The 19,033-nt window shown below is 56.1% G+C and carries 20 protein-coding genes and 3 pseudogenes; 5 read left to right on the plus strand and 18 right to left on the minus strand.

Features of this window, described 5'->3' with window-relative positions; genetic code table 11:
• Nucleotides 1-128: 128 nt before the first annotated feature.
• Nucleotides 129-428: pseudogene (locus tag R6W86_RS07420) on the plus strand (NAD(P)-binding domain-containing protein); the annotation flags it as partial.
• A gap of 23 nt (nt 429-451) precedes the next feature.
• Here the strand turns inward: R6W86_RS07420 and R6W86_RS07425 are convergent.
• Nucleotides 452-532 (minus strand): annotated as a pseudogene (locus R6W86_RS07425) (type VI secretion system contractile sheath small subunit); the annotation flags it as partial.
• 284 nt (nt 533-816) lie between these two features.
• Here R6W86_RS07425 and R6W86_RS07430 point away from each other — a divergent pair.
• Both R6W86_RS07430 and R6W86_RS07435 read left to right on the plus strand, forming a co-directional pair.
• Nucleotides 817-1,077 carry an acyl-CoA-binding protein gene (locus R6W86_RS07430; RefSeq protein WP_410328736.1) on the plus strand — a complete coding sequence of 87 codons (261 nt, stop codon included), beginning with the start codon at nt 817-819 and terminating at the stop codon, nt 1,075-1,077.
• Nucleotides 1,078-1,212: 135 nt separating this feature from the next.
• On the plus strand, nt 1,213-1,524 hold the full coding sequence (locus tag R6W86_RS07435) for a site-specific integrase (protein ID WP_410328737.1): 312 nt from the start codon (nt 1,213-1,215) through the stop codon (nt 1,522-1,524).
• 11 nt (nt 1,525-1,535) lie between these two features.
• Here the strand turns inward: R6W86_RS07435 and R6W86_RS07440 are convergent, their stop codons facing one another.
• The 11 genes and pseudogenes from R6W86_RS07440 to R6W86_RS07490 all read right to left on the minus strand — a co-directional run bounded on the left by R6W86_RS07440 (nt 1,536) and on the right by R6W86_RS07490 (nt 11,577).
• On the minus strand, nt 1,536-2,006 hold the full coding sequence (locus R6W86_RS07440; RefSeq protein ID WP_410328738.1) for a hypothetical protein: 471 nt from the start codon (nt 2,004-2,006) through the stop codon (nt 1,536-1,538).
• A 113-nt stretch (nt 2,007-2,119) separates the two neighbouring features.
• A complete protein-coding gene (greB, locus tag R6W86_RS07445) occupies nt 2,120-2,629 on the minus strand; it encodes a transcription elongation factor GreB (RefSeq protein WP_410328739.1) in 510 nt (169 codons plus the stop codon).
• Between the two features lie 102 nt (nt 2,630-2,731).
• Nucleotides 2,732-4,330, minus strand: a pseudogene (locus tag R6W86_RS07450) (succinylglutamate-semialdehyde dehydrogenase).
• Between the two features lie 2 nt (nt 4,331-4,332).
• Complete coding sequence (astA, locus tag R6W86_RS07455) at nt 4,333-5,358, minus strand: arginine N-succinyltransferase (protein WP_410328740.1); 1,026 nt, start codon at nt 5,356-5,358, stop codon at nt 4,333-4,335.
• Nucleotides 5,359-5,437: 79 nt separating this feature from the next.
• On the minus strand, nt 5,438-6,664 hold the full coding sequence (locus tag R6W86_RS07460; RefSeq protein WP_410328741.1) for an aspartate aminotransferase family protein: 1,227 nt from the start codon (nt 6,662-6,664) through the stop codon (nt 5,438-5,440).
• A 61-nt stretch (nt 6,665-6,725) separates the two neighbouring features.
• On the minus strand, nt 6,726-7,079 hold the full coding sequence (locus tag R6W86_RS07465) for a RidA family protein (RefSeq protein WP_410328742.1): 354 nt from the start codon (nt 7,077-7,079) through the stop codon (nt 6,726-6,728).
• A gap of 19 nt (nt 7,080-7,098) precedes the next feature.
• On the minus strand, nt 7,099-8,352 hold the full coding sequence (locus tag R6W86_RS07470; protein ID WP_410328743.1) for an NAD(P)/FAD-dependent oxidoreductase: 1,254 nt from the start codon (nt 8,350-8,352) through the stop codon (nt 7,099-7,101).
• A 55-nt stretch (nt 8,353-8,407) separates the two neighbouring features.
• On the minus strand, nt 8,408-9,103 hold the full coding sequence (locus tag R6W86_RS07475) for an amino acid ABC transporter permease (protein WP_410328744.1): 696 nt from the start codon (nt 9,101-9,103) through the stop codon (nt 8,408-8,410).
• 15 nt (nt 9,104-9,118) lie between these two features.
• Nucleotides 9,119-9,802, minus strand: a complete 684-nt coding sequence (locus R6W86_RS07480) for an amino acid ABC transporter permease (RefSeq protein ID WP_410328745.1) — start codon at nt 9,800-9,802, stop codon at nt 9,119-9,121.
• Nucleotides 9,803-9,952: 150 nt separating this feature from the next.
• Nucleotides 9,953-10,663, minus strand: a complete 711-nt coding sequence (locus R6W86_RS07485) for a substrate-binding periplasmic protein (protein WP_410328746.1) — start codon at nt 10,661-10,663, stop codon at nt 9,953-9,955.
• Between the two features lie 173 nt (nt 10,664-10,836).
• On the minus strand, nt 10,837-11,577 hold the full coding sequence (locus R6W86_RS07490) for an amino acid ABC transporter ATP-binding protein (RefSeq protein WP_410328754.1): 741 nt from the start codon (nt 11,575-11,577) through the stop codon (nt 10,837-10,839).
• 202 nt (nt 11,578-11,779) lie between these two features.
• On the opposite strand from R6W86_RS07490, the gene R6W86_RS07495 reads away from it, so the two are divergent.
• Nucleotides 11,780-12,760, plus strand: coding sequence for a LysR family transcriptional regulator (locus R6W86_RS07495; protein WP_410328747.1), 981 nt, complete (start codon nt 11,780-11,782; stop codon nt 12,758-12,760).
• Between the two features lie 244 nt (nt 12,761-13,004).
• Complete coding sequence (locus tag R6W86_RS07500; RefSeq protein WP_410328748.1) at nt 13,005-13,286, plus strand: hypothetical protein; 282 nt, start codon at nt 13,005-13,007, stop codon at nt 13,284-13,286.
• Here the strand turns inward: R6W86_RS07500 and R6W86_RS07505 are convergent, their stop codons facing one another.
• The 6 genes from R6W86_RS07505 to R6W86_RS07530 all read right to left on the minus strand — a co-directional run.
• Nucleotides 13,287-14,765: an ATP-binding protein gene (locus R6W86_RS07505; protein ID WP_410328749.1), complete on the minus strand. Its 1,479-nt coding sequence runs from the start codon at nt 14,763-14,765 to the stop codon at nt 13,287-13,289.
• Complete coding sequence (locus R6W86_RS07510) at nt 14,752-15,432, minus strand: response regulator transcription factor (protein WP_091998009.1); 681 nt, start codon at nt 15,430-15,432, stop codon at nt 14,752-14,754. Before R6W86_RS07510 ends, R6W86_RS07505 begins: the two co-directional genes overlap by 14 nt.
• A 103-nt stretch (nt 15,433-15,535) precedes the next feature.
• Nucleotides 15,536-16,315, minus strand: coding sequence for a hydroxypyruvate isomerase (gene hyi / locus R6W86_RS07515; protein WP_410328750.1), 780 nt, complete (start codon nt 16,313-16,315; stop codon nt 15,536-15,538).
• Between the two features lie 5 nt (nt 16,316-16,320).
• Nucleotides 16,321-17,232: an NAD(P)-dependent oxidoreductase gene (locus R6W86_RS07520; protein ID WP_410328751.1), complete on the minus strand. Its 912-nt coding sequence runs from the start codon at nt 17,230-17,232 to the stop codon at nt 16,321-16,323.
• 237 nt (nt 17,233-17,469) lie between these two features.
• Nucleotides 17,470-18,330: an RNA polymerase sigma factor RpoH gene (rpoH, locus tag R6W86_RS07525; RefSeq protein ID WP_410328752.1), complete on the minus strand. Its 861-nt coding sequence runs from the start codon at nt 18,328-18,330 to the stop codon at nt 17,470-17,472.
• Nucleotides 18,331-18,523: 193 nt separating this feature from the next.
• On the minus strand, nt 18,524-19,033 hold a 510-nt coding region (locus R6W86_RS07530; RefSeq protein WP_410328753.1), incomplete at its 5' end, for a cell division protein FtsX.

Below are 19,033 nucleotides of genomic sequence, written 5' to 3' on the forward strand. Positions count from 1 at the left end.
CCTGCCCGGCGCCTCGGCGCCGGGCAGGGATGCACTAGGGCCGGATCGGCGCTCCGCGTCAAGTTGAGGAATCGCTGATACAGTTGTCCCTGCCGCGCAACCTGCTTGCCGCGGGGTATCCCGTGACGGTGATCGCGCACAGGAACCGAGCGACCGTCGAGGACCTCGTCAGCCGTGGTGCTGTCGAGGCACCAAGCCTTGCGGACCTCGCCGCCGCTGCGTCCATCGTCCACATCTGCGCGCCGGGGTCGCCGCAGGTCGAGGCGATCGTCGAGGCGCTGATGCCCGGACTGAAGCCGGGCTCGGTCGTCGTCGACTGCTCCACCTCCGATCCCACCTCGACCCTCGCGCTCGCGGCGAAGCTCGAGGCCGCCGGCTGCCACATGGCCGACGCGCCGCTCGGCGGCACACCCGTGCAGGCCGAGGCGGGCGAGCTTTCCACCATGGTGGGGGCAAGTGAGTCGCCGGTGGCGGGGACATACTTGATATTGATGCGCTCTTTAGGCGCGACGGAACCGTCTTTAGAAGACATGATGGCGTGCTCCCTGTGCAAATCATTTGCAGTTGTTCAATCCCTTGTACCTGCCCTCCTGGCAAGCAACGGCCGAAACTGTACACAGGTGCCCCCGCATACTCAACCAAATCTGGCCACCTATTGCCAACAATGTGACCTGGGCAAAGTTTTGCCACCCCCCCCCTCGGAATGGCGCTGATTACTTTGCCAACGGACAGCCAGGTCAATGACGCCCCCCGGCCCACTGTCTATACTCCCAGCATCCACCTCAGGACATAACGATCGACACCAGGGAGAACCCCATGAGCGACCTGAAAGCCAAGTTCGATGACGCGGTGAACTACATCCAGACCGCCGAAGGCGATTTCAAACCCTCCAACGAGATGAAGCTGGAATTCTACGCCCTGTACAAGCAGGCCACTGAAGGCGACGTGTCCGGCAAGCGTCCGGGCATGATGGATTTTGTCGGCCGCGCCAAGTATGACGCCTGGGACAAGCTCAAGGGCATGTCGAAGGAAGATGCCATGCAGCAGTACGTGGACAAGATTGAGACACTGAAATAACCCGTTGTTCAAGGACCCGGGGCGATTTGTAATCGCCCCTACAAACCGTAAAAGGAAATTTTTGCGACGTTCAAAAGATTGTCATAAGATGCGTCCAATATAAAAACAACAATCCCAAGCGGAAGCGTTTTACCCATGACAATCACCCAGGCACTGGAGCAGTCCCAGCCGGACCTCGTCCGTCGTCTGACCGCTGCCATCGAGGAGCAACAGCTCAACCAACGCGCAGAACAAACCTACCTGCACTGGATTACCCGTTTCGTACTGTTCCACGATTCCAAGGACCCCGAGGCCCTTGAAAGCGAGGATCAGCAACAGTTTCTGAGCTATCTCAGCGAAGGTATGCGGGTTTCGCGGGCGCGCCTCAACCAGGCCCGGCAGGCTCTGGCGTTCTTCTACGAGAAGGTCCTCGGCAAGTCCGAAATGAGCGGTGTGGCCGCCGCCTGAAGAATCAACCCTCAGCGTTCGATCAGGTTGGTGTTAAGGGTATCGTAGGTGCGATTTGCCGATGGCCGGATCACGTAGGTATTGCTGTGGGTCTGGCCCGGCACAGACTTGGGGTTACTGAACCGGATATCCACCGGTATCTCCGAGCGCCCCAAATCGGTCCGTTCATCCCGGGGATGCAGGGCCAACGGGTCCAGATAGAAATCGTCCTCGGACCGGGGCTTGACCGCCACGCCCTCGACGGGCGCTGCCAGACCTCCTTCGACAACCGTGTTGGCCAGGGCTTCCTCTTCGATGGAACGCAGGGGGATGGTATCGATTGTGGTGCGTTCCTCGTAGATGAATGCCCCACCGTTATCGCCACGGACCTCCCCGTCGGATTGGCCCAGCGCAGGGCCTGATAATGCGGCCAGTACCAGGAATCCCCCCAGCAGCCCAGCCCGCCCTTGATAAACGTGAACGTCCAGCCTTTGAAAAACCATCTCCGTATCTCCGGTCGACTATCCTGTCCCGGTCACATGATGTGACAATTTTTGAACAGTCTAGCGACATATCACAAAGGATGCTGGACCTGTCGACGGTAATGTGACGCTTATCACTTGTCTTCAGGGGCCGAACCGTAACGGATCGCGGTTATGAACACTGACTTGAACCCTTCCGGAGTGCGCACGCTGACTTCATCGCCCAGATGCTTGCCTATCAACGCCCGCGCCATGGGCGAGTTGATGCTGAGATAGCCTTTATTGAGGTCAAACTCATCCGCCCCCACCAGCCGGAAGGTCTGTTCCTCGCCGTCCTCGATGGTCACCCAGGCGCCAAAGAACACCTTGTCCCGTTGATCCGGAAGCCGGTCCACGACGGTCACTTCCTCCAGACGCTTGCTGAGAAAACGAACCCTCCGGTCGATCTCGCGCAACTGCTTCTTGCCATAGATATACTCGGCGTTTTCCGAACGATCGCCGAGGGCAGCAGCCTCACGCACAGCCTGGGTTATCTGCGGGCGTTTCTCCTTCCAAAGGTATTGCAGTTCCTTGCGGAGCGCCTGCTCGCCCTCCGGCGTGATATAGCGCGGCCGGGCACCGCTATTACCGGATGCCTGTTTCATTCAGGTGTGATTCCTCTGTTGCACTGGCGCGGGAAAGGGCCATAAAAAACCCCGTGAAAACGGGGTTAAGGCTAGCGCTGTGCTGGAGGGAGAAGCAAGTAACTACTTCAACTCCAGGCCCGGAGCCGTCGTCTCAGGCATGGTTAACCGACCAGCCTCGATCCCCGCAACCGGATACGAACAGTAATCCGCAGCATAATAGGCGCTCGCACGGTGATTACCACTGGCACCGACTCCGCCAAATGGGGCCGCGCTTGAAGCGCCAGTCAGCGGCTTGTTCCAGTTGACGATGCCGGCCCGAATGCGGTTATAGAAGTACTGGAACCGGGCCTCGCTGTCGCTGAAGAACCCGGCAGAGAGTCCGTAGCGAGTGTCGTTCGCCTTGGTGATGGCGTCGTCCAGACTGGAATAACGGATCACCTGGAGCAACGGTCCGAAGATCTCATCATCCTCCACACCCGTGGCCCCGGTCACGTCAATCAATCCCGGCTTGATCAGACCGGTGCCAGGCTTCAGTTTTTCACTACGGACCAGCGAAGAGGCGCCTTTTTCCAGCAACTGATCCTGGGCGGCCAACACCCCCTCGGCGGCGCTTTCGGAAATCACGCTTCCCATGAAGGGGGCGGGCTCATCAAACGCATCGCCCACTCGGATCGCTTCAATAGACGCCTTCAGGGAAGCCATGAATCTGTCACCCCACACACCAGCCGGCACAAACAGGCGCCTAGTGTCCCGTCTGGTTAATTCGCTGACCTACTGAGCCACTGAGAGCCTTGAGAGCAAGGCGCGATGGCGAAGGTTTGGTGGTTCCAAATCGAGTCAGAGCAACGCAGCTATCAAGGCTCTCAGTGGCTCCCGAAGGGCGCGGCGCTGGCCCGAGGTAATGAACGCAGACTGGATGGTTTCATAAACCGCTGTCTGCATATCCTCCAGCTCTTCCACGATAAGAGGATTGTTACCACCCATTTCCAAGGCCAGGATTTTGCCAGGATTGCCCGCAAATTGCCGGTGTAGGATATGGCCTGTATTGGAGCTTCCGGTAAAGAACAAGCCGTCAATATCCGGATTATTGGCCAGGGCAATGCCCGTTTCTTTCTCGCCCTGAACCAGGTTCAGCACGCCGCTGGGCAGCCCGGCTTCCTGCCACAGCTTGACCATACAGCCTGCAACCGTCGGAGTCAGCTCGCTGGGCTTGAACACCACGGTATTACCTGCAATGAGCGCCGGTACGATGTGACCATTGGGCAGATGGCCCGGGAAGTTATAAGGCCCGAAAACCGCGACAACACCGTGAGGTTTGTGGCGCAGCACGGCACGCCCGCCTGCAATCTCGTTGCTGCGGCTGCCCGAGCGCTCATTGTAGGCTTTCTCGGAGATATCGATCTTACCGATCATGGCTCCGACTTCTGTCCGCGCCTCCCAAAGCGGTTTACCCGTCTCCGAGGCAATGCATTCCGCCAGCTTTTCTTTATGCGCTCCGAGCAACTCTCCGTATTTACGGACCACTGCGAGCCGGTCGTCGAAATCGGTCATCGCCCAATGCGGGCTCGATGCGCGGGCCGCAGCCACCGCTGCATCAACCTGGGCCTCGCTGGCGGCCTGGCCCCGCCAGATCACGGATCCGGTCGCAGGGTTCAGGGACTCAATTGCCTTGCCCTCACCATCCGACCATTGATTGGCAATCAATACTGGTAAGGTCATTCTCATTTCCCTCCAGCCGAAAGCAGAACCACTCGTACCCGGTCACCGTCGTCCACTCGCAGGGCCTCTGCGACCTGCCGGGGCAACGCCACGACACCCTCGCCAAGATCCTGAAGCGGCGTCATACAGCAACGGAAATTCCGAAATTCCGTATTACTGACCAGGTAAAGCTCGCTCTCGGGTTTCTCATCGGTAATTTGAATCCGGGCTTGACGGCTGTCCTTAACGGCACGGACATCATTTGTCCGGGCTACCAGCGTTGCGCCACCGTCAAAGATATCGATGTACCCGGTGTACCGGAGCCCCTCGGACTCCAGCAGTTTCCGGGCCGGCACAGTGGCCGGGTGCACCTCGCCCATAACCTGCTGGGCATCCTCAGGGAGCAGGTTCGTGTAGATCGGGTTTCTGGGCATAAGTTCGGCGATAAAGACTTTGTCGGTCGCGGACAGCTGGTCCGCCTGCGCAAACTCCATTGAAAAGAATTGCCGCCCAACGGCCTCCCAGAACGGTGACACGCCGTATTCGTCCGAATACCCGCGCATTTCAGCGATGGTGTACTCGTTGAATCGCTGACGGAACTCTGCCATGAAGAGGAAACGGGATTTGGACAAGAGTGACCCGTTTTTACTGTGGCGCGCTTCCGGTGCAAGGAACAGCGTACACAGCTCAGAGTACCCGGTGTGATCGTTACTGAGAGTCAGGGTATTGACCAGGTTGCATACTCCAAGCTCACGCGAGGAATGTAGCAGAGTTCCAACCCGATAGTTGTACCAGGGCTCATTCAGGCCGACGGCTGCCTCCAGGCCACAGATGCCCACAACCTGTTTGGTCTCCGTATCCTCAAGTACAAACAGATAGAAAGCATCTTCCGGGATACCGTCTGACTGCCAGGCTTCCAGCGTAGCCTCGAGCTTGCGGGCCACTTGTCGGTCGTCATCCTGAAGTGAGGTAAACCCTTTACCGGTCTTCCGAGCCAGGTCACGCAGGGCCTGATGATCATTGGCATTGAGCGGACGTACTACCATCATCGTGAAGTAATTCCTGAGAATGAAAAAAACGGGTTACCGGACCGGGAATGAACATCACTGGCAATCGAATAGGGCCGGCTCAGACCTGGTCCGCCTTGGAAAGTTTCTTTTCCACAGCTGCCTGCAATGCCTGCATCGCCGCACGGATGTCTTCATCCGGAATGTTCAGCGCCGGCGCCATCCGTAACACGTTAGGCCCGGCAACCAGGATCAGTACGCCCTGCTCGCGGGCGGCAGCAAGGAACTCTCCGGCCTTGCCGTGCCAGGCTTCGATCAGCTCCGCACCAATGAGCAAGCCTTTACCACGGATTTCCTTAAAGATGCCGTGTTTGGCGTTGATCTCTTCCAGCCCCTGCTCGAACAAAGTGCGCTTGTGAGCGACGCCCTCAAGAATTTCCGGGCGGGTAACCTCGTCGATTACCGCATTCGCAACGGCGCACGCCAGAGGGTTGCCTCCGTAGGTACTGCCATGGGAGCCAATTCCGAAGCTCGCCGCCACTTTTTCGGTGGTCAGCATGGCACCAACCGGGAAGCCACCGCCCAGAGCCTTTGCAGAGGTGAGAATGTCGGGGATAACGTCAGTATCCATGTAAGCGTAGAGTTTGCCTGTGCGACCGACACCGGTCTGCACTTCATCGAACACCAGCAAGACGTTGTGCTGGTCGCAAAGCTCGCGGACACCACGGACGAAATCAGGAGCCGCAGGAATCACACCACCCTCGCCCTGAATAGGCTCCATCACCACGGCACACGTCCTGTCCGAGATAAGCGCCTTCAGACCTTCGAGATCGTTGTATTTGGCGTGGGTAATGCCCTGGGGGACCGGCTCGAACCCCTGGCGGTATTTGGGCTGGCCACCCACTGATACGGAAAATAACGTGCGCCCATGGAACGACTTGGTGAAGGAAATAATCTCATTCTTCTCTTCGCCGTAGTGATCGAAACCAAACTTCCGGGCCAGTTTGAAGGCCGCCTCGTTTGCCTCGGCACCGGAGTTACAGAAAAACACCCGATCGGCAAAGGTCGCGTTCACCAGCTTCTCCGCCAGCCTGAGGGCCGGCTCGTTGGTAAATACATTACTCAGGTGCCATAAATTGCTGGCTTGAGCTTCCAGTGCTTTAACCAGCCTGGGATGACAATGCCCCAGCACATTCACGGCGATACCACCGGTAACGTCGACATACTCAGTACCGTCCTGGTCCCAAAGACGACTCCCCTCGCCCCGTACCGGAACCATGGGTTGTGGATTGTAATTCGGGACCATGACATCGTTGAACAGGGCTCGGTTTACTTGTTGTTCACTCATCGCTATCTCTCATTTCTCCCCGGGAAATAAAGCAAAGCCGGCAAACCGTTTCTGTCTGAGATCACCCATCGGTGGCCGCTATCACCGAAATTTCCACCAGAAGTTCAGGTGATGCCATTTGTGCCTGCACGCACGCCCTTGCCGGGGCGTAACCCTCCGGAATCCAGTTATCCCAGATCTCATTGAGTGCATTGAAGTGCTCCATATCAGCGAGGTAGATCGTCGCCGACAGAATGTGGGTGCGGTCGGTGCCAACGCTCTGCAAAAGGTCGTCCACTTTTTCCAGCATCCCGATTACCTGGGTTTGGATATCGCCATTCCGGTCCTTTGCGACTTGGCCGCACAGGTACACCGTGCCGTTGTGTTTCACGATACGGCTCATGCGGCTATTGGTTGAAAAACGTTCGATCGTCATAAAAAAGCCTTCCTGACATTTAAAAACGCATCGGCGAATAGGGCTTCATATCGATACTGGGTTCCTCCGAGGCCGCCAACTGAGCAACGAGTTCACCCGTGATCGCACCAAGAGTGATACCGATCTGGCCATGCCCGAAGGCGTAGTGGACATTAGGAAAACGCGACGCAGAGCCAATCACAGGCAGGGTGTCGGGCAGGAATGAGCGATAACCAACCCACTCCTCTCCCTGAATGTTCTTGATACCCGGAAAGACACGCTTGGCCTTTTGCGCGATTACCTTGGCCCGCTCGAAATTCGGCGTGTCATTTATCCCGCCCATCTCTATCGTTCCACCGATACGCAGGCCACCCTCCATGGGGGTGATGACAAATCCACCCGCGGAGTAGGTAATAGGGTGACGTAATTGCACCCCGGAGTTCTGGACGGTTGTCGAATAACCGGCCAGAGCCTCGACCGGTATTCTGTCTCCCAGCTCTGCAGCGAACTGGCGTGACCTGACGCCGGCAGCAATCACATAATGATCCGCGGACAACGGCTCCTGGCCCTCAACATCGACGTCAACCACCTTGTCATCACTGGTGTTCAGCCTGATGACTTTACCGGTAACAGTGCGCCCTCCCTTACGGAGAAACAGATTGTGAAACTCGCCGACCAAACGCTTTGGGTCGGCAAAGTAATACCATCCCTTCTTTCGAACGGCGCACGAGAAATCATTTGCCAGGCCGGGCTCGAGGTCACGCAGTTCCTCTCCAGTCAGGAACTGATGGTCGAAACCAAGAGAACGTTCCATGTCGAGATTACTCAGATCACCACGGTATTCCGCATCAGATTCATAGACGACGATGGTTTCGTACGGCTTCATGATGTCATCGATGCCGGCCTCCGCCAGCCAGGGCTTATAGGCCCTCTCTGCTTTTGACGTGAGGGCCGCCAGCGCCTCCCCTATCGCCCTGATACGCGAAGGTTTTGCCGCCGAAAGAAAGCGAATGAACCAGGGTAGTAACTTTGGCAGATACCCCGGACGAATCGATAAAGGGCCCTTGCTGTCAAGCAACCAGCCCGGCACCTTCCTGAGGGTACCGGGCTTGGAGAATGGCACGACCGAGCCGACCGCCAGCAAACCGCAGTTCCCTGCCGAGGCTTCAGCCCCGGGGTGCTTGGTTTCTACCAGCGTCACCTGAAAACCACGTTTCTGAAGCTCGAGAGCTGAACAAACGCCGATAATGCCACCGCCAATAACAACAGCAGATTGTTGCTTATCTGAATTCACTTGGCTTTTACCTATTTTCAGTCAAATAATGCGTGTGAATTTGATCCGGCAATCGCTACATCACTTCCTGAGGGCTTCCGGACGTCTTCAAGCGCTTTTCTGCCCAACTGGCGAAGCGCAAGACGGGGTAGCAGTACACAAAGTACAGAGCAGCGATGAGGCCATAGATAAACATGGTGTCGCCGGGCATCCGGAGAATGGATGTTTCGCCCTGGCGGGTAAGTTCAGCGAGTCCAATTACAGACAGGACCGCCGTACTCTTGATCACGATCACGTAGATACTGGCCATTGGCGGCACAGTCATTTTGATCGCTTGGGGGACAATGATGTGGTAGAGCGTCTGTGCCTTGTTCATGCCGCATGAGCGCGCGGCTTCCTCCTGTCCCCTTGGGATGGCGTGAATGGATGAGGCCACAATCGCCGTCACATAACTTGCCGTATATAGAATCAGTGAGACCACTGCTGCCATGTAACTATCCAGTTGGAGCCAGGAAATTCCGAGGGACGGCAAGACAAAATAGATAATATAGATTTGCACCAAATAGGGCGTACCCCGGAAGATGTGGATGTAAAAGGTGATCCCGTAGCTCAGAACCCTGTAATTCAGGGTTTTCATGATGCCCAGAGCAGCGCCCAGGAGACTGCCGAAAATGATGGCAACCATCGAAACTTCAAAGGTTTGCCACAAACCTTTCAGGAGAAATGGCGAAAGACTGTCAATTACCTGCCACTTTTCAATAAACCAGTTCATAATAAATACCCTCTATTAATTGTTGACAGCCGTTCCGCCAAGCTTTCGTTGAATGAAGCCTGAAATAATCAACATCAATAGATAGATCGTCAGATAACAGAGTGCGGTGGTTACATAGCTCTCAGCGGCAGATACTGTCTCGGAGAACATCAATAGCCCGGCGCCCATCAATTCAAATACTGCGATAATGCTCAGGAGCGAGGTATCTTTGAGCAGGATGACGGCCTGTCCCAAGAGAGGGGAAATCAGTTTGGCAATCGCTTGCGGAAGAACAATGTGAAACATGGTCTTTGAGCGACTCATCCCAACCGCCATTGCGCCCTCGGTCTGAGTTCTGGGGACAGAAATGATGCCCGCCCGAATGATTTCTGCCATAAATGGGGTTGTATGTAATGTCAGGGCTATAATTCCGGTCTGCATCTCATTAAAGAAATTACCAATTAAATGCGGCAACCCGTAATAAACGAGATATATCTGAATCAGAAGGGGCGTTGCACGAATAAACTGAATATATGCGGCAGCTATCCGCCATACAATTCCGGTCCTGGACATCCGCATTAATGCTAAAAAAACACCAAAAAAAACAGACAGGGCAAGACAAATCAGCGAAATCCAGACTGTATTTACTATGCCTTCCAAAAACACGTCCGCATAATCAGCGACAATCCGGAAATTAAAATAGTCATTAAGCCAAAGCATTTGCCGCCTCTTTGTATTTTATTTCCAGCCCAAAAGGCTTTCTTCGAATCCCACACCGGAGACAAATGGAGAGGGGAAAGGGGTTGAGAGGACGAAGCCCGGATTCCGGGCTTCGCCTTTATGCCCTGTGACGACAGGAGGACGGTCAGATCAGTCGTGGTCTGCCTGCCAGTCAGTGCTGTTCCACCAGTAGTCCAGCATCTTCTGATGACGACCATCATGCTCGATCAGTCGCAGATAGTTGTTCAGTGCAAACAACAGATGGACCGAATCCGGACGTACGGCAAAGCTCAGGGGCTCCCTGTTGACGGATCCCAGGATTTCCAGCTCTTCGTTCTCCTGAAGGTAACCCGCGAGAGCAGCGCGATCGGACATGCCCGCATCAACACGACCGTTCAGGACGGACTGGACAACCTGCGGGGTCGCACCGGAGTATTCCTTCAGTTTCGCATCAGGCAGCTTTTTCCGCGCCTGGGTTGCATAGCTGGAAGCCTGGGCTGCGCCGACTGAGTAGTCTTTGCTGTTCAATTCTTCCCAGGAGCTGAATCCCTTGTCCTTTTTCGCAAAGGCAACAACCTCGGAATAGAAGGCCGGGGCGCTGAACAGCATTTTCATGTGCCTTTTCGCTGTCGGCGTCATATCGGCAGCAATCATGTCCACCTTACCGGAAGTCAGAGCCGGGATCAGACCCTTCCAATCGTAATCCTTGATCACCAGCTCTACGCCCATGTCATCGGCAAAAGTCTGGGCAAGCTCGATGGCAAGGCCTGTACGCTCTCCATTCTTATCGATAAAGCTAACGGGGGGACCCTGGGTCTGCACTGCGATGCGCAGCTCACCACTCGTGCTGATTTTTTCCATGGTACTTTCAGCATTGGCAACCGAACTGGTCAAACCAACGAACACAGCCAATAAGGCCACGAATATGCGTTTGATACCAAACATATGGAATTTCTCCTTTTTGTTTTCATAAAGGCCCAGAACAATGGATCTGGGTAACGGTTTCATTCAGGCCCGCGCCTTCGCGAATGCAATCAGATAATTTGTTCGAGGAATTGGCGGGCTCTACTGCTTTGCGGAGAATCAAAGAAGGCATCCGGATTACCCTCTTCCACGATCTCTCCGCCGTCCATGAAAATCACCCGGTCGGCCACTTCTCTGGCAAATCCCATTTCGTGGGTGACAACGGCCATGGTCATTCCATCCCGGGCCAATTGCTTCATCAGATTAAGAACGCCGCTCACGGTCTCGGGGTCCAGGGCGGATGTTGCTTCATCGAACAGCATCATTTTCGGCTGCATTGCCAGCGCCCTCGCGATCGCAACCCTCTGCTGCTGCCCACCTGACAACTGTCTGGGGTAATTTTTCTCCCGGTCAGGAATACCAACCTTTTCAAGCAATTGACGGGCAACCTTTTCAGCCTCTTTCCGGTCCCGCTTCAGAACCACCACCTGCGGAAGCACAATATTTTCCAGGCAAGTTTTGTTTTCAAAGAGGTTGAAATGCTGGAAGACCATACCGACTTCGGTCCGGAGCTTGTTCATACAGGTTTTCTTGTCGCTCAGGCTGACGCCATCAATGGTGATGGAGCCCTCATCAATACTTTCCAGGCCATTGAGGGTGCGCAACAAGGTACTTTTTCCCGAACCACTGGGGCCGATAATTACGACTACTTCGCCCCGTCCAATATGGTTGCTGACATTATTCAAGGCACGAACCCTGGTCTTGCCACCATCGATGCTGAAACACCTCGAAACGTTGTCGATGACAACCATGGATTCAGCAACAATACTCTGTTCGCTCATCCCTTGTTGGTTTAACGATGTCATTCAGATTTCTCCTTCAAGTCCCGATTGGCAGGGCGGACGTACGGCAGAAACCTCGACTGACAAAGAGCCTACGTAACGCTTCATTGTTTTTGTCTACCGTCTTGTTCTTGGTTTATCTCACCGTAGCAACAGAGATGCTATAATCCTAGTGAAAATAAGATTAGAACTCTTAACCTATGGTTATGCCCTCATGAATGTCAAACAGCTGCGACTTTTCCATGAAGTGCTGAGTACGGGCAAAATGTCCCGTGCGGCCGAACGGCTAAATTTCAGTCAGCCTGCGGCCAGCAAAATGCTCGGGAACCTTGAGGAGAAGGTGGGGTATCGCCTTTTTTTCAGGCAGAACGGCCAACTTAATCCAACGCCCGAAGCGCTGTATCTGCATGAGGAAGTGGTGACGATCCTTCGCAGTCTCAAACGACTCGAAGACAGTTTCGAACGGGCCAAATACGGGCAGCTTGGCAGACTGAACATCGCGTCCATTCTTGGGCCCAGCTACAGTTTCGTACCGGAAGTTTTCAATCAGTACGCCAAGGACAGTTCAGATCTGAAACTGAACCTGCAGGTCCATAACTCCCGTACGATCCGGGATGCAGTAGCTTCGGGACAGTTTGAACTAGGGTTGGTGGATAAGACTGCCCCGTCTTCGAGCTACAACTCCGTTGTCTTTGATCTTCCATGCTTCTGTGCATTGCATCGGGATCACCCTGCGGCCCGGAACGAGGTGTTGTCACCTTCTCTGTTGGACGGAGAAATCTGGATTACGCTAGACCCTGAACACACATCTTACCAATCACTGAGCAACCATTTCCTGACTGAGGGTGCAATATTCAACCCGAGGATTGAGGTTAATGCGACCTTGCATTCACTGCCGTTTGTCAGACAAAAGCGCGGCATAGCGATGGTGGACGTGGTCAATCTGCAGCACTTCAAAGAGGTCTACCCTCTCGATGAAATAGTTTTCCGACCTTTTACACCAACCATCCGGGAGCCAATGGAACTGATCAGCATCAACAGCCGGCCGTTGTCCAAGCCCGCAGCAGAAATGAAATCTCTGTTGATCGATCGGCTTACAGGCTTGTGCAAGGACTATGACGCACTGATTCAACGGGCAACCGGACAGGCATAAAAAAACCCCGTAAGAACGGGGTTAAGGCTAGCGCTGTGCTGGAGGGAGAAGCAAGCGGTTGCTACCGCTCCTTCCTGTCTACAATGCCCATTGTCCACACATCACATTACCCCGCCGTGGCCAGTGAATTACCTTTTTGACAGGCTCTGACCAGTTCCAAATTAGGTTGCACAGCCTAGAGCAACGGCGTTAGCGTTCGAGTAATAGCATTTTCGATCGATTGGATACTGAGGGAGATCCAACCATGAACACACAGAAGCTTATGCAGCTGGCACTCAATGGTGTCGATACGCTGGGTTACCGGCTCGACCGGCTGGGCGTGACCAGCAAGATCAATCGCCATAATCTGGCCGCATTCCTGTTCGCTGAACAGAAGCACTGGGAGGGCGAGTGGGACAGCATTCAGGCGAAGGTGGACCGACGTCGTTCCCAGTTCGAACACCTGACGCATACGGTCGAGACCCGGGCGGATGCGGTGATCGGCCCGGTCCGTGACCGCTTCAACCGGTTCCGCGCCAGCCAATAATCAGTGGCCTGACGTTTCTGCCGGTGCTTTGGAATCTGCGCCGGCAGCTTCCCCCGAATCCGCCTGGGTTGCCTTGATCCGTTTGCGTGCACCAGTAAAAGCGGGCATGTGGACCGTCACAGTCAGGCCTGGCGACTCTTCTCCGGGATAGGTGTCACTCAGTACGATCCGCCCCTTATGAATCTCCGCCACCGCACTGACCAGACTCAGGCCGAGTCCGTTTCCGGGCAGTGACCGGCTCTTGCCGACCCGATAAAAACGCTGGAAGACCTGGTCCTTTTCATCATCGGGAATACCGATCCCGCTGTCCTGAACCTCAAAGATTGTCTCATTGCCCTCACGCCTGACCACGATACCGATCCGGCCTTTCTCGGGGGTGTATTTGATGGCATTGTCGATCAGGTTGCTGATCATCTGGAACAGAAGATCCCGGTCTCCTTCGATCATGACACCCTTGGCAAGGGACTGCTCGAAATCCTGTTCCTTATCCTCCGCCAATGCTTCGTAGAGCTCACAGGCATCGGAAACCAGCTCGTCCAGAGCGACCTCTTTCATGTCGGCAGCGTTACCTCGGGTTTCCAGACGGGCAATCCTCAGAAGCGCGTTGAACGTGGCCAGCAACTGGTCCGCCTCGGCGACCGCCTGGCCGACATGCTCCCGGGCTTCCTCATCGTTCACCGTGATCAGGGTGTTTTCCAGCTGGTTGCGGAGGCGCGTGAGTGGCGTCCGCAAGTCATGGGCAATGCTGTCGGAGACATGGCGTATACCCTCCATCAGGTATACGATCCGGTCCAGCATCTGATTGAGGTTTTCCGCCAGCTGGTCGAAATCGTCGTCGGTACCCCGGGTGGGTATGCGCAGGGACAGGTGGCCGTTCATAATCCGGCGGGAGGTGTTGTTGATTACCTCGATCCTTCGGGTGGTACTGCGGCTCATCAGGAAGCCGCCCAGCAGGGCCAGAGCCAGGGTGATTCCCATACCCCAGTTGATGGCAGTTTCAATCACCCGCTTGAGGTTGGTCAGCTCATCCACATCCCGGCCGACCAGCAGCCGCAAACCGCCCTGGACCTCGAAGATTCGGGCGCGGGCAAGCCGCTCGGGCCCGGTCCAGCCAACGGACTCATTCAGGGTGAAATTAATCCAGCCGCTCTCTGAACGGCTGCCTTCCGGCCACGATTCAATATTGCCGGCCAGCTTGAGGAAATCGTCAGTGGTGAGCAGGTAGATCGATTTGGCGTTGGGATCCCGGGCAACCCGCTCCCGAATGATGGTGATCAGACCGTTTACACCACGGCCCCTGTACTGCTCCGCCAGACCAGCGATTTCCGCCTCGATGGTCTGGTCGGTCTGGGCAGTCATGAAACCTGCTGTACGCCAGTAAATGAAGGCCAGTAACAAAAATACCGAGGTGGCAAAAACCACCATGTACAGCAGGGCAAGCTGAAACGTAGAGGTTCTTAGCTGACTAAGCAGTTTCACGCAGCATGTATCCTGCACCCCGGATGGTTTGCAGCAAGGGTGTATCGAATTCCTTATCGATCTTGGCGCGCAGGCGGCTGATGTGAACGTCGATCACGTTGGTCTGGGGATCAAAATGATAATCCCAGACTTTTTCGAGCAGCATGGTCCGGGTCACCACCTGCCCGGCATTGCGCATCAAGTATTCCAGCAACCGGAATTCCCGCGGTTGCACGTCGATATTCTTGCCGGCACGTTTTACCGTGCGGGCGAGCAGATCCATCTCCAGATCCGCGACCCGAAGCACCGTCTCGGTCTCGGCAGCCTGGCGATGCCGGCGGATCAGGGACTCGATCCGGGCCAGCAATTCGGTAAACGAGAACGGCTTGGTCAGATAATCATCGCCACCGCCTCTGAGACCTTCGACCCGGTCGTCCACGTCGCCCAGGGCACTGAGAATGAGCACCGGGGTCTGGTTGCCAGTGGCGCGGACGGTCTTGATGATCGACAGACCATCCATTCCCGGCAGCATCCGGTCAACGATCATGATGTCGTAATCTTCACTGGCCGCCATCATCATGCCTTCCTTTCCATCGGCGGCATGATCCACAACGAAATCGGATTCTTTCAGTCCCTTTACCAGGTAATTGGCTACGTCCTTATCGTCTTCGATTACCAGTGCTTTCACCGGTTCCCCTCCTGATAGCGGATAACATTAACTGTAAGGTTACGGAGAAGACCAAAGTCCGGCCAGTTACGATCTTGTAAGAGGGTGTCGCCTAAGGCGACGGTCACAGCAGGCCAGAGAACCACGCCAGCGACGCCCCCGTTTCCCCGGAAGGCCGGTACTCCGCACTTACCCAGCCATCGTAGTCCAGTCGATCGATCGCCGCGAAAACATTCGAAAAGTTAATCTCTCCGGTACCCGGCTCGTGCCGGCCCGGATTGTCGGCAAACTGGATGTGGCCAATCCAAGGCAGCAGGCACTCCATGGTCCGGATCAGATCGCCTTCCATGATCTGCATATGGTAAAGATCGTACTGCAGGCGGACATTGTCCATCTCCACCTCCTCGATCAGGGCAAGCACCTTACCCGAGGTATCCAGGACGAACCCGGGCATGTCCACCCGGGAGTTGATAGCCTCCAGACACAGCGTGATCCCTTCAGAATCCAGCCGTTCAGCCGCGTAGCGGACATTGGCAACCAGGGTTTTCCATGCTGTCTCCTCATCGAGGTCCGCAGGCTTGAGACCCGCCAGGCAATTCACCCGCTGACACCCCAGCGCCTGGGCATATTCGATAGCCCGGTCAACACCTTCCCGGAATTCATCCACCCGGTCCGGCAGGCAGGCAATGCCCCGCTCACCGGCATCCCAATCCCCCGGCGGCAGATTGAAAAGCACCTGGGTCAGGTTGTTGACCTCCAGTTCCCGGGCAATGTCCGCTGCGGGCCAGGCATAGGGAAACAGGTATTCCACACCTTCAAAGCCGGCCTCCCGGGCTTTGTCAAAACGCTCCATGAAATCCACTTCGGTAAACAGCATCGACAGATTCGCGGCAAAACGGGGCATAACGCTTACTCCTTGGGGCCTCGGCCAAGAGAACCCATCAGGGTTCCGTTCAGGTGTTCCAGTTCCAGCAGCAGGCCGCTGTGATCGACATCACTGTGACCATTGGCCACCAGGGACAGATACTCATTATGCACCTGCTGGGACAACGGCAGGGTCAGCCCTTCCGCCCGCGCCTCATCCAGAATCATGCGCAGATCCTTGAGCTGAATTCTGGAGGGCGCGCCCGGTGCAAAATCCCGGTCAATCATCCGCTGCCCATGCAGCTCCAGAATCCGGCTACCGGCAAAGCCACCCATTAGCGCCTCCCGAACCGCCGCCGGATCGGCCCCACCCTTGGTCGCCAGCAACAGCGCCTCGGACACCGCCCCGATGGTGATACCCACAATCGCCTGATTCGCCAGCTTCGCCAACTGCCCGGCACCTACCGGGCCGATACGGGTGCACTTGCCCATGGCCTCAAACACCGGCCGCGCCCGATCAATATCCGCCTCCGAGCCACCGGCCATGATACTCAACCGCGCCTCGGCCGCTCCCACGGTACCACCGGAAACCGGCGCGTCCACATAACCGGCGCCCTGCTCCCGTGCCAGTTCCGCGTGCCGACGGGCCAAAGACGGCTGAACCGAGCTCATATCGATCACCAGCGCACCGGACTTCAGCGCCTCAATGGCGCCCTGCCCGACCAGCACGTCTTCAACCACCTCACCGTTTTCCAGCATGGTGATCACAACGTCCGCCTCGCGAACCGCGTCAGCGGGCGTCTCGGCAATGGTCGCCTCTTCGGCAAACGGCTCACACTTGCTGGCGGTCCGGTTCCACAGCGTCATCGGGAAACCCGCGTCCAGCAAGTTCCGCGTCATGGGGGCGCCCATCAGGCCGATACCAACGAAAGCAATATGGGGATAATTTGAGGTCATGATCTGTTGGCCTTCACATCAAATGTACGAGAAGCGCTTGGGTGGGCCTTCCCAAAACTGTGCGGAGCCATGGATGGCGGAGCCCAAGCGCCACAGGGATGTGCCGCAAGGAGCGTGTTTTGGGAAGGCCCACCCAAGTGCTTCCACCCGGATGTCTGAATACACCGATTATACAAACAAAAACGCCACCAACCGCGAACGGTGGTGGCGTTTTCTCAACCAACTGAAGGGACCCGATCAGGCCGCTTCCGCCATTCTGGCCTTGATCTTCTTCATGGCATTCTTCTCAAGCTGGCGAATCCGCTCTGCAGAAACCCCATACTTGTCCGCCAACTCATGCAGCGTAGACTTGTTCTCGGACAACCAACGTTCCCGCAGAATATCCTGACTGCGCTCATCCAGGCTTTCCAACGCCTGCATCAGGCGACCGTTGGAATCCTCGGACCAGTCCGCGTTCTCCAGCTGGGTCGCCGGATCACTGCTGCGATCTTCCAGATAGTACGCCGGCGCCTGGTAGGCGTTGTCGTCATCATCGTCCATCGGACCGTCAAATGCCGTGTCGTGGGAAGCCAGCCGGCCCTCCATTTCACGGACAACCCGCGGTTCCACACCCAGGTCTTCCGCCACCGCCTGAAGCTCATCATGGCTAAGCCACGCCAGCTTCTTCTTCTGGCTGCGCAGATTGAAGAACAGCTTGCGCTGGGCCTTCGTGGTGGCCACCTTCACGATCCGCCAGTTACGCAGAATGAACTCGTGAATCTCGGCCTTGATCCAGTGTACCGCGAAGGAAACCAGGCGCACCCCGTATTCCGGGTTGAAGCGCTTGACGGCCTTCATCAGCCCGACATTGCCTTCCTGGATCAGGTCAGCCTGGGCCAGCCCGTAACCGGAATAGCTGCGGGCAATGTAAATCACAAAACGAAGATGAGAGAGTACAAGCTGACGGGCGGCTTCCACGTCGCCTTCATAATGGAGCCGTTCAGCCAGCTCCTTTTCCTCGTCCGCTGAGAGCACTGGGATGCGACTCGCAGCCTGAATATAAGACTCGAGATTGGCACCCGGAACCAGTCTGTCAACCAGTTGTAAACTCGTACCCATTCAGTTACCTCCGAACCTGACGACCTGCAAATATAACAGCTAAAAATTAGACCGCCAAGAACATGATAAGTTCCCGAATTCTCCAGCAAAACGTTCTAAATCAACCGCCTGGAAAATTCAATGTTGCTTACGCTGATCTCCAAACTACGCCAGCACAAGCTGTGTTTTCAATACGGCTTTCCCGCGACCCGGATCACCCGCCTGCAATATCGCCGGGTTCTATGTCATCCAGATGCCGCTTCACCGCAACCCATGCGCCAAGCCAGCCTAGCAGCATTGCCACAATAATCAACGTCAACACACCATCGAGACCAAGGCCCACCAGAGCGAAATCACTCCGGTACAGGCCGGCCAGCCGTTCGATGGGACCGCTGAGCCACCACAGAGACAGCTGCAACAGAATCCAGGCGACAACACCGCCCCCCAGACCATACCAGGCGCCAGTATAGAGAAACGGCCGACGAACGAAGGCATCGGTGCCGCCGACCAGCTTGGCCACCAGGATTTCATCCCGGCGGCTCTCGATCGCCAGCCTCACCGTATTACCGATGACCAGGATGACTGCCGCTGCCAGCAGGATCGCCAACGCCCAGACCGCCCGGGCGAGCAGGTCCGTCATGGCATTGAGCCGTTGCAACCAGCCCAGGTCAACCTGGACGCGCTCAACCCCCTCCAGGCCCCGGACATAAGTAACCAGCACCTC

It is taken from the genome of Marinobacter sp. (assembly GCF_046484525.1).
Taxonomy (GTDB): Bacteria; Pseudomonadota; Gammaproteobacteria; order Pseudomonadales; family Oleiphilaceae; genus Marinobacter.

Bases quoted from the DNA above. Each gene is read 5' to 3' on its own strand.
- R6W86_RS07475 (WP_410328744.1), bottom strand. From the start codon at position 9,103: ATGAACTGGTTTATTGAAAAGTGGCAGGTAATTGACAGTCTTTCGCCA.
- R6W86_RS07430 (WP_410328736.1), top strand. From the start codon at position 817: ATGAGCGACCTGAAAGCCAAGTTCGATGACGCGGTGAACTACATCCAG.
- greB (WP_410328739.1), bottom strand. From the start codon at position 2,629: ATGAAACAGGCATCCGGTAATAGCGGTGCCCGGCCGCGCTATATCACG.
- R6W86_RS07500 (WP_410328748.1), top strand. From the start codon at position 13,005: ATGAACACACAGAAGCTTATGCAGCTGGCACTCAATGGTGTCGATACG.
- R6W86_RS07520 (WP_410328751.1), bottom strand. From the start codon at position 17,232: ATGACCTCAAATTATCCCCATATTGCTTTCGTTGGTATCGGCCTGATG.
- R6W86_RS07485 (WP_410328746.1), bottom strand. From the start codon at position 10,663: ATGGAAAAAATCAGCACGAGTGGTGAGCTGCGCATCGCAGTGCAGACC.
- R6W86_RS07440 (WP_410328738.1), bottom strand. From the start codon at position 2,006: ATGGTTTTTCAAAGGCTGGACGTTCACGTTTATCAAGGGCGGGCTGGG.
- R6W86_RS07465 (WP_410328742.1), bottom strand. From the start codon at position 7,079: ATGACGATCGAACGTTTTTCAACCAATAGCCGCATGAGCCGTATCGTG.
- R6W86_RS07490 (WP_410328754.1), bottom strand. From the start codon at position 11,577: ATGGTTGTCATCGACAACGTTTCGAGGTGTTTCAGCATCGATGGTGGC.
- rpoH (WP_410328752.1), bottom strand. From the start codon at position 18,330: ATGGGTACGAGTTTACAACTGGTTGACAGACTGGTTCCGGGTGCCAAT.
- R6W86_RS07480 (WP_410328745.1), bottom strand. From the start codon at position 9,802: ATGCTTTGGCTTAATGACTATTTTAATTTCCGGATTGTCGCTGATTAT.
- hyi (WP_410328750.1), bottom strand. From the start codon at position 16,315: ATGCCCCGTTTTGCCGCGAATCTGTCGATGCTGTTTACCGAAGTGGAT.
- R6W86_RS07435 (WP_410328737.1), top strand. From the start codon at position 1,213: ATGACAATCACCCAGGCACTGGAGCAGTCCCAGCCGGACCTCGTCCGT.
- astA (WP_410328740.1), bottom strand. From the start codon at position 5,358: ATGATGGTAGTACGTCCGCTCAATGCCAATGATCATCAGGCCCTGCGT.
- R6W86_RS07460 (WP_410328741.1), bottom strand. From the start codon at position 6,664: ATGAGTGAACAACAAGTAAACCGAGCCCTGTTCAACGATGTCATGGTC.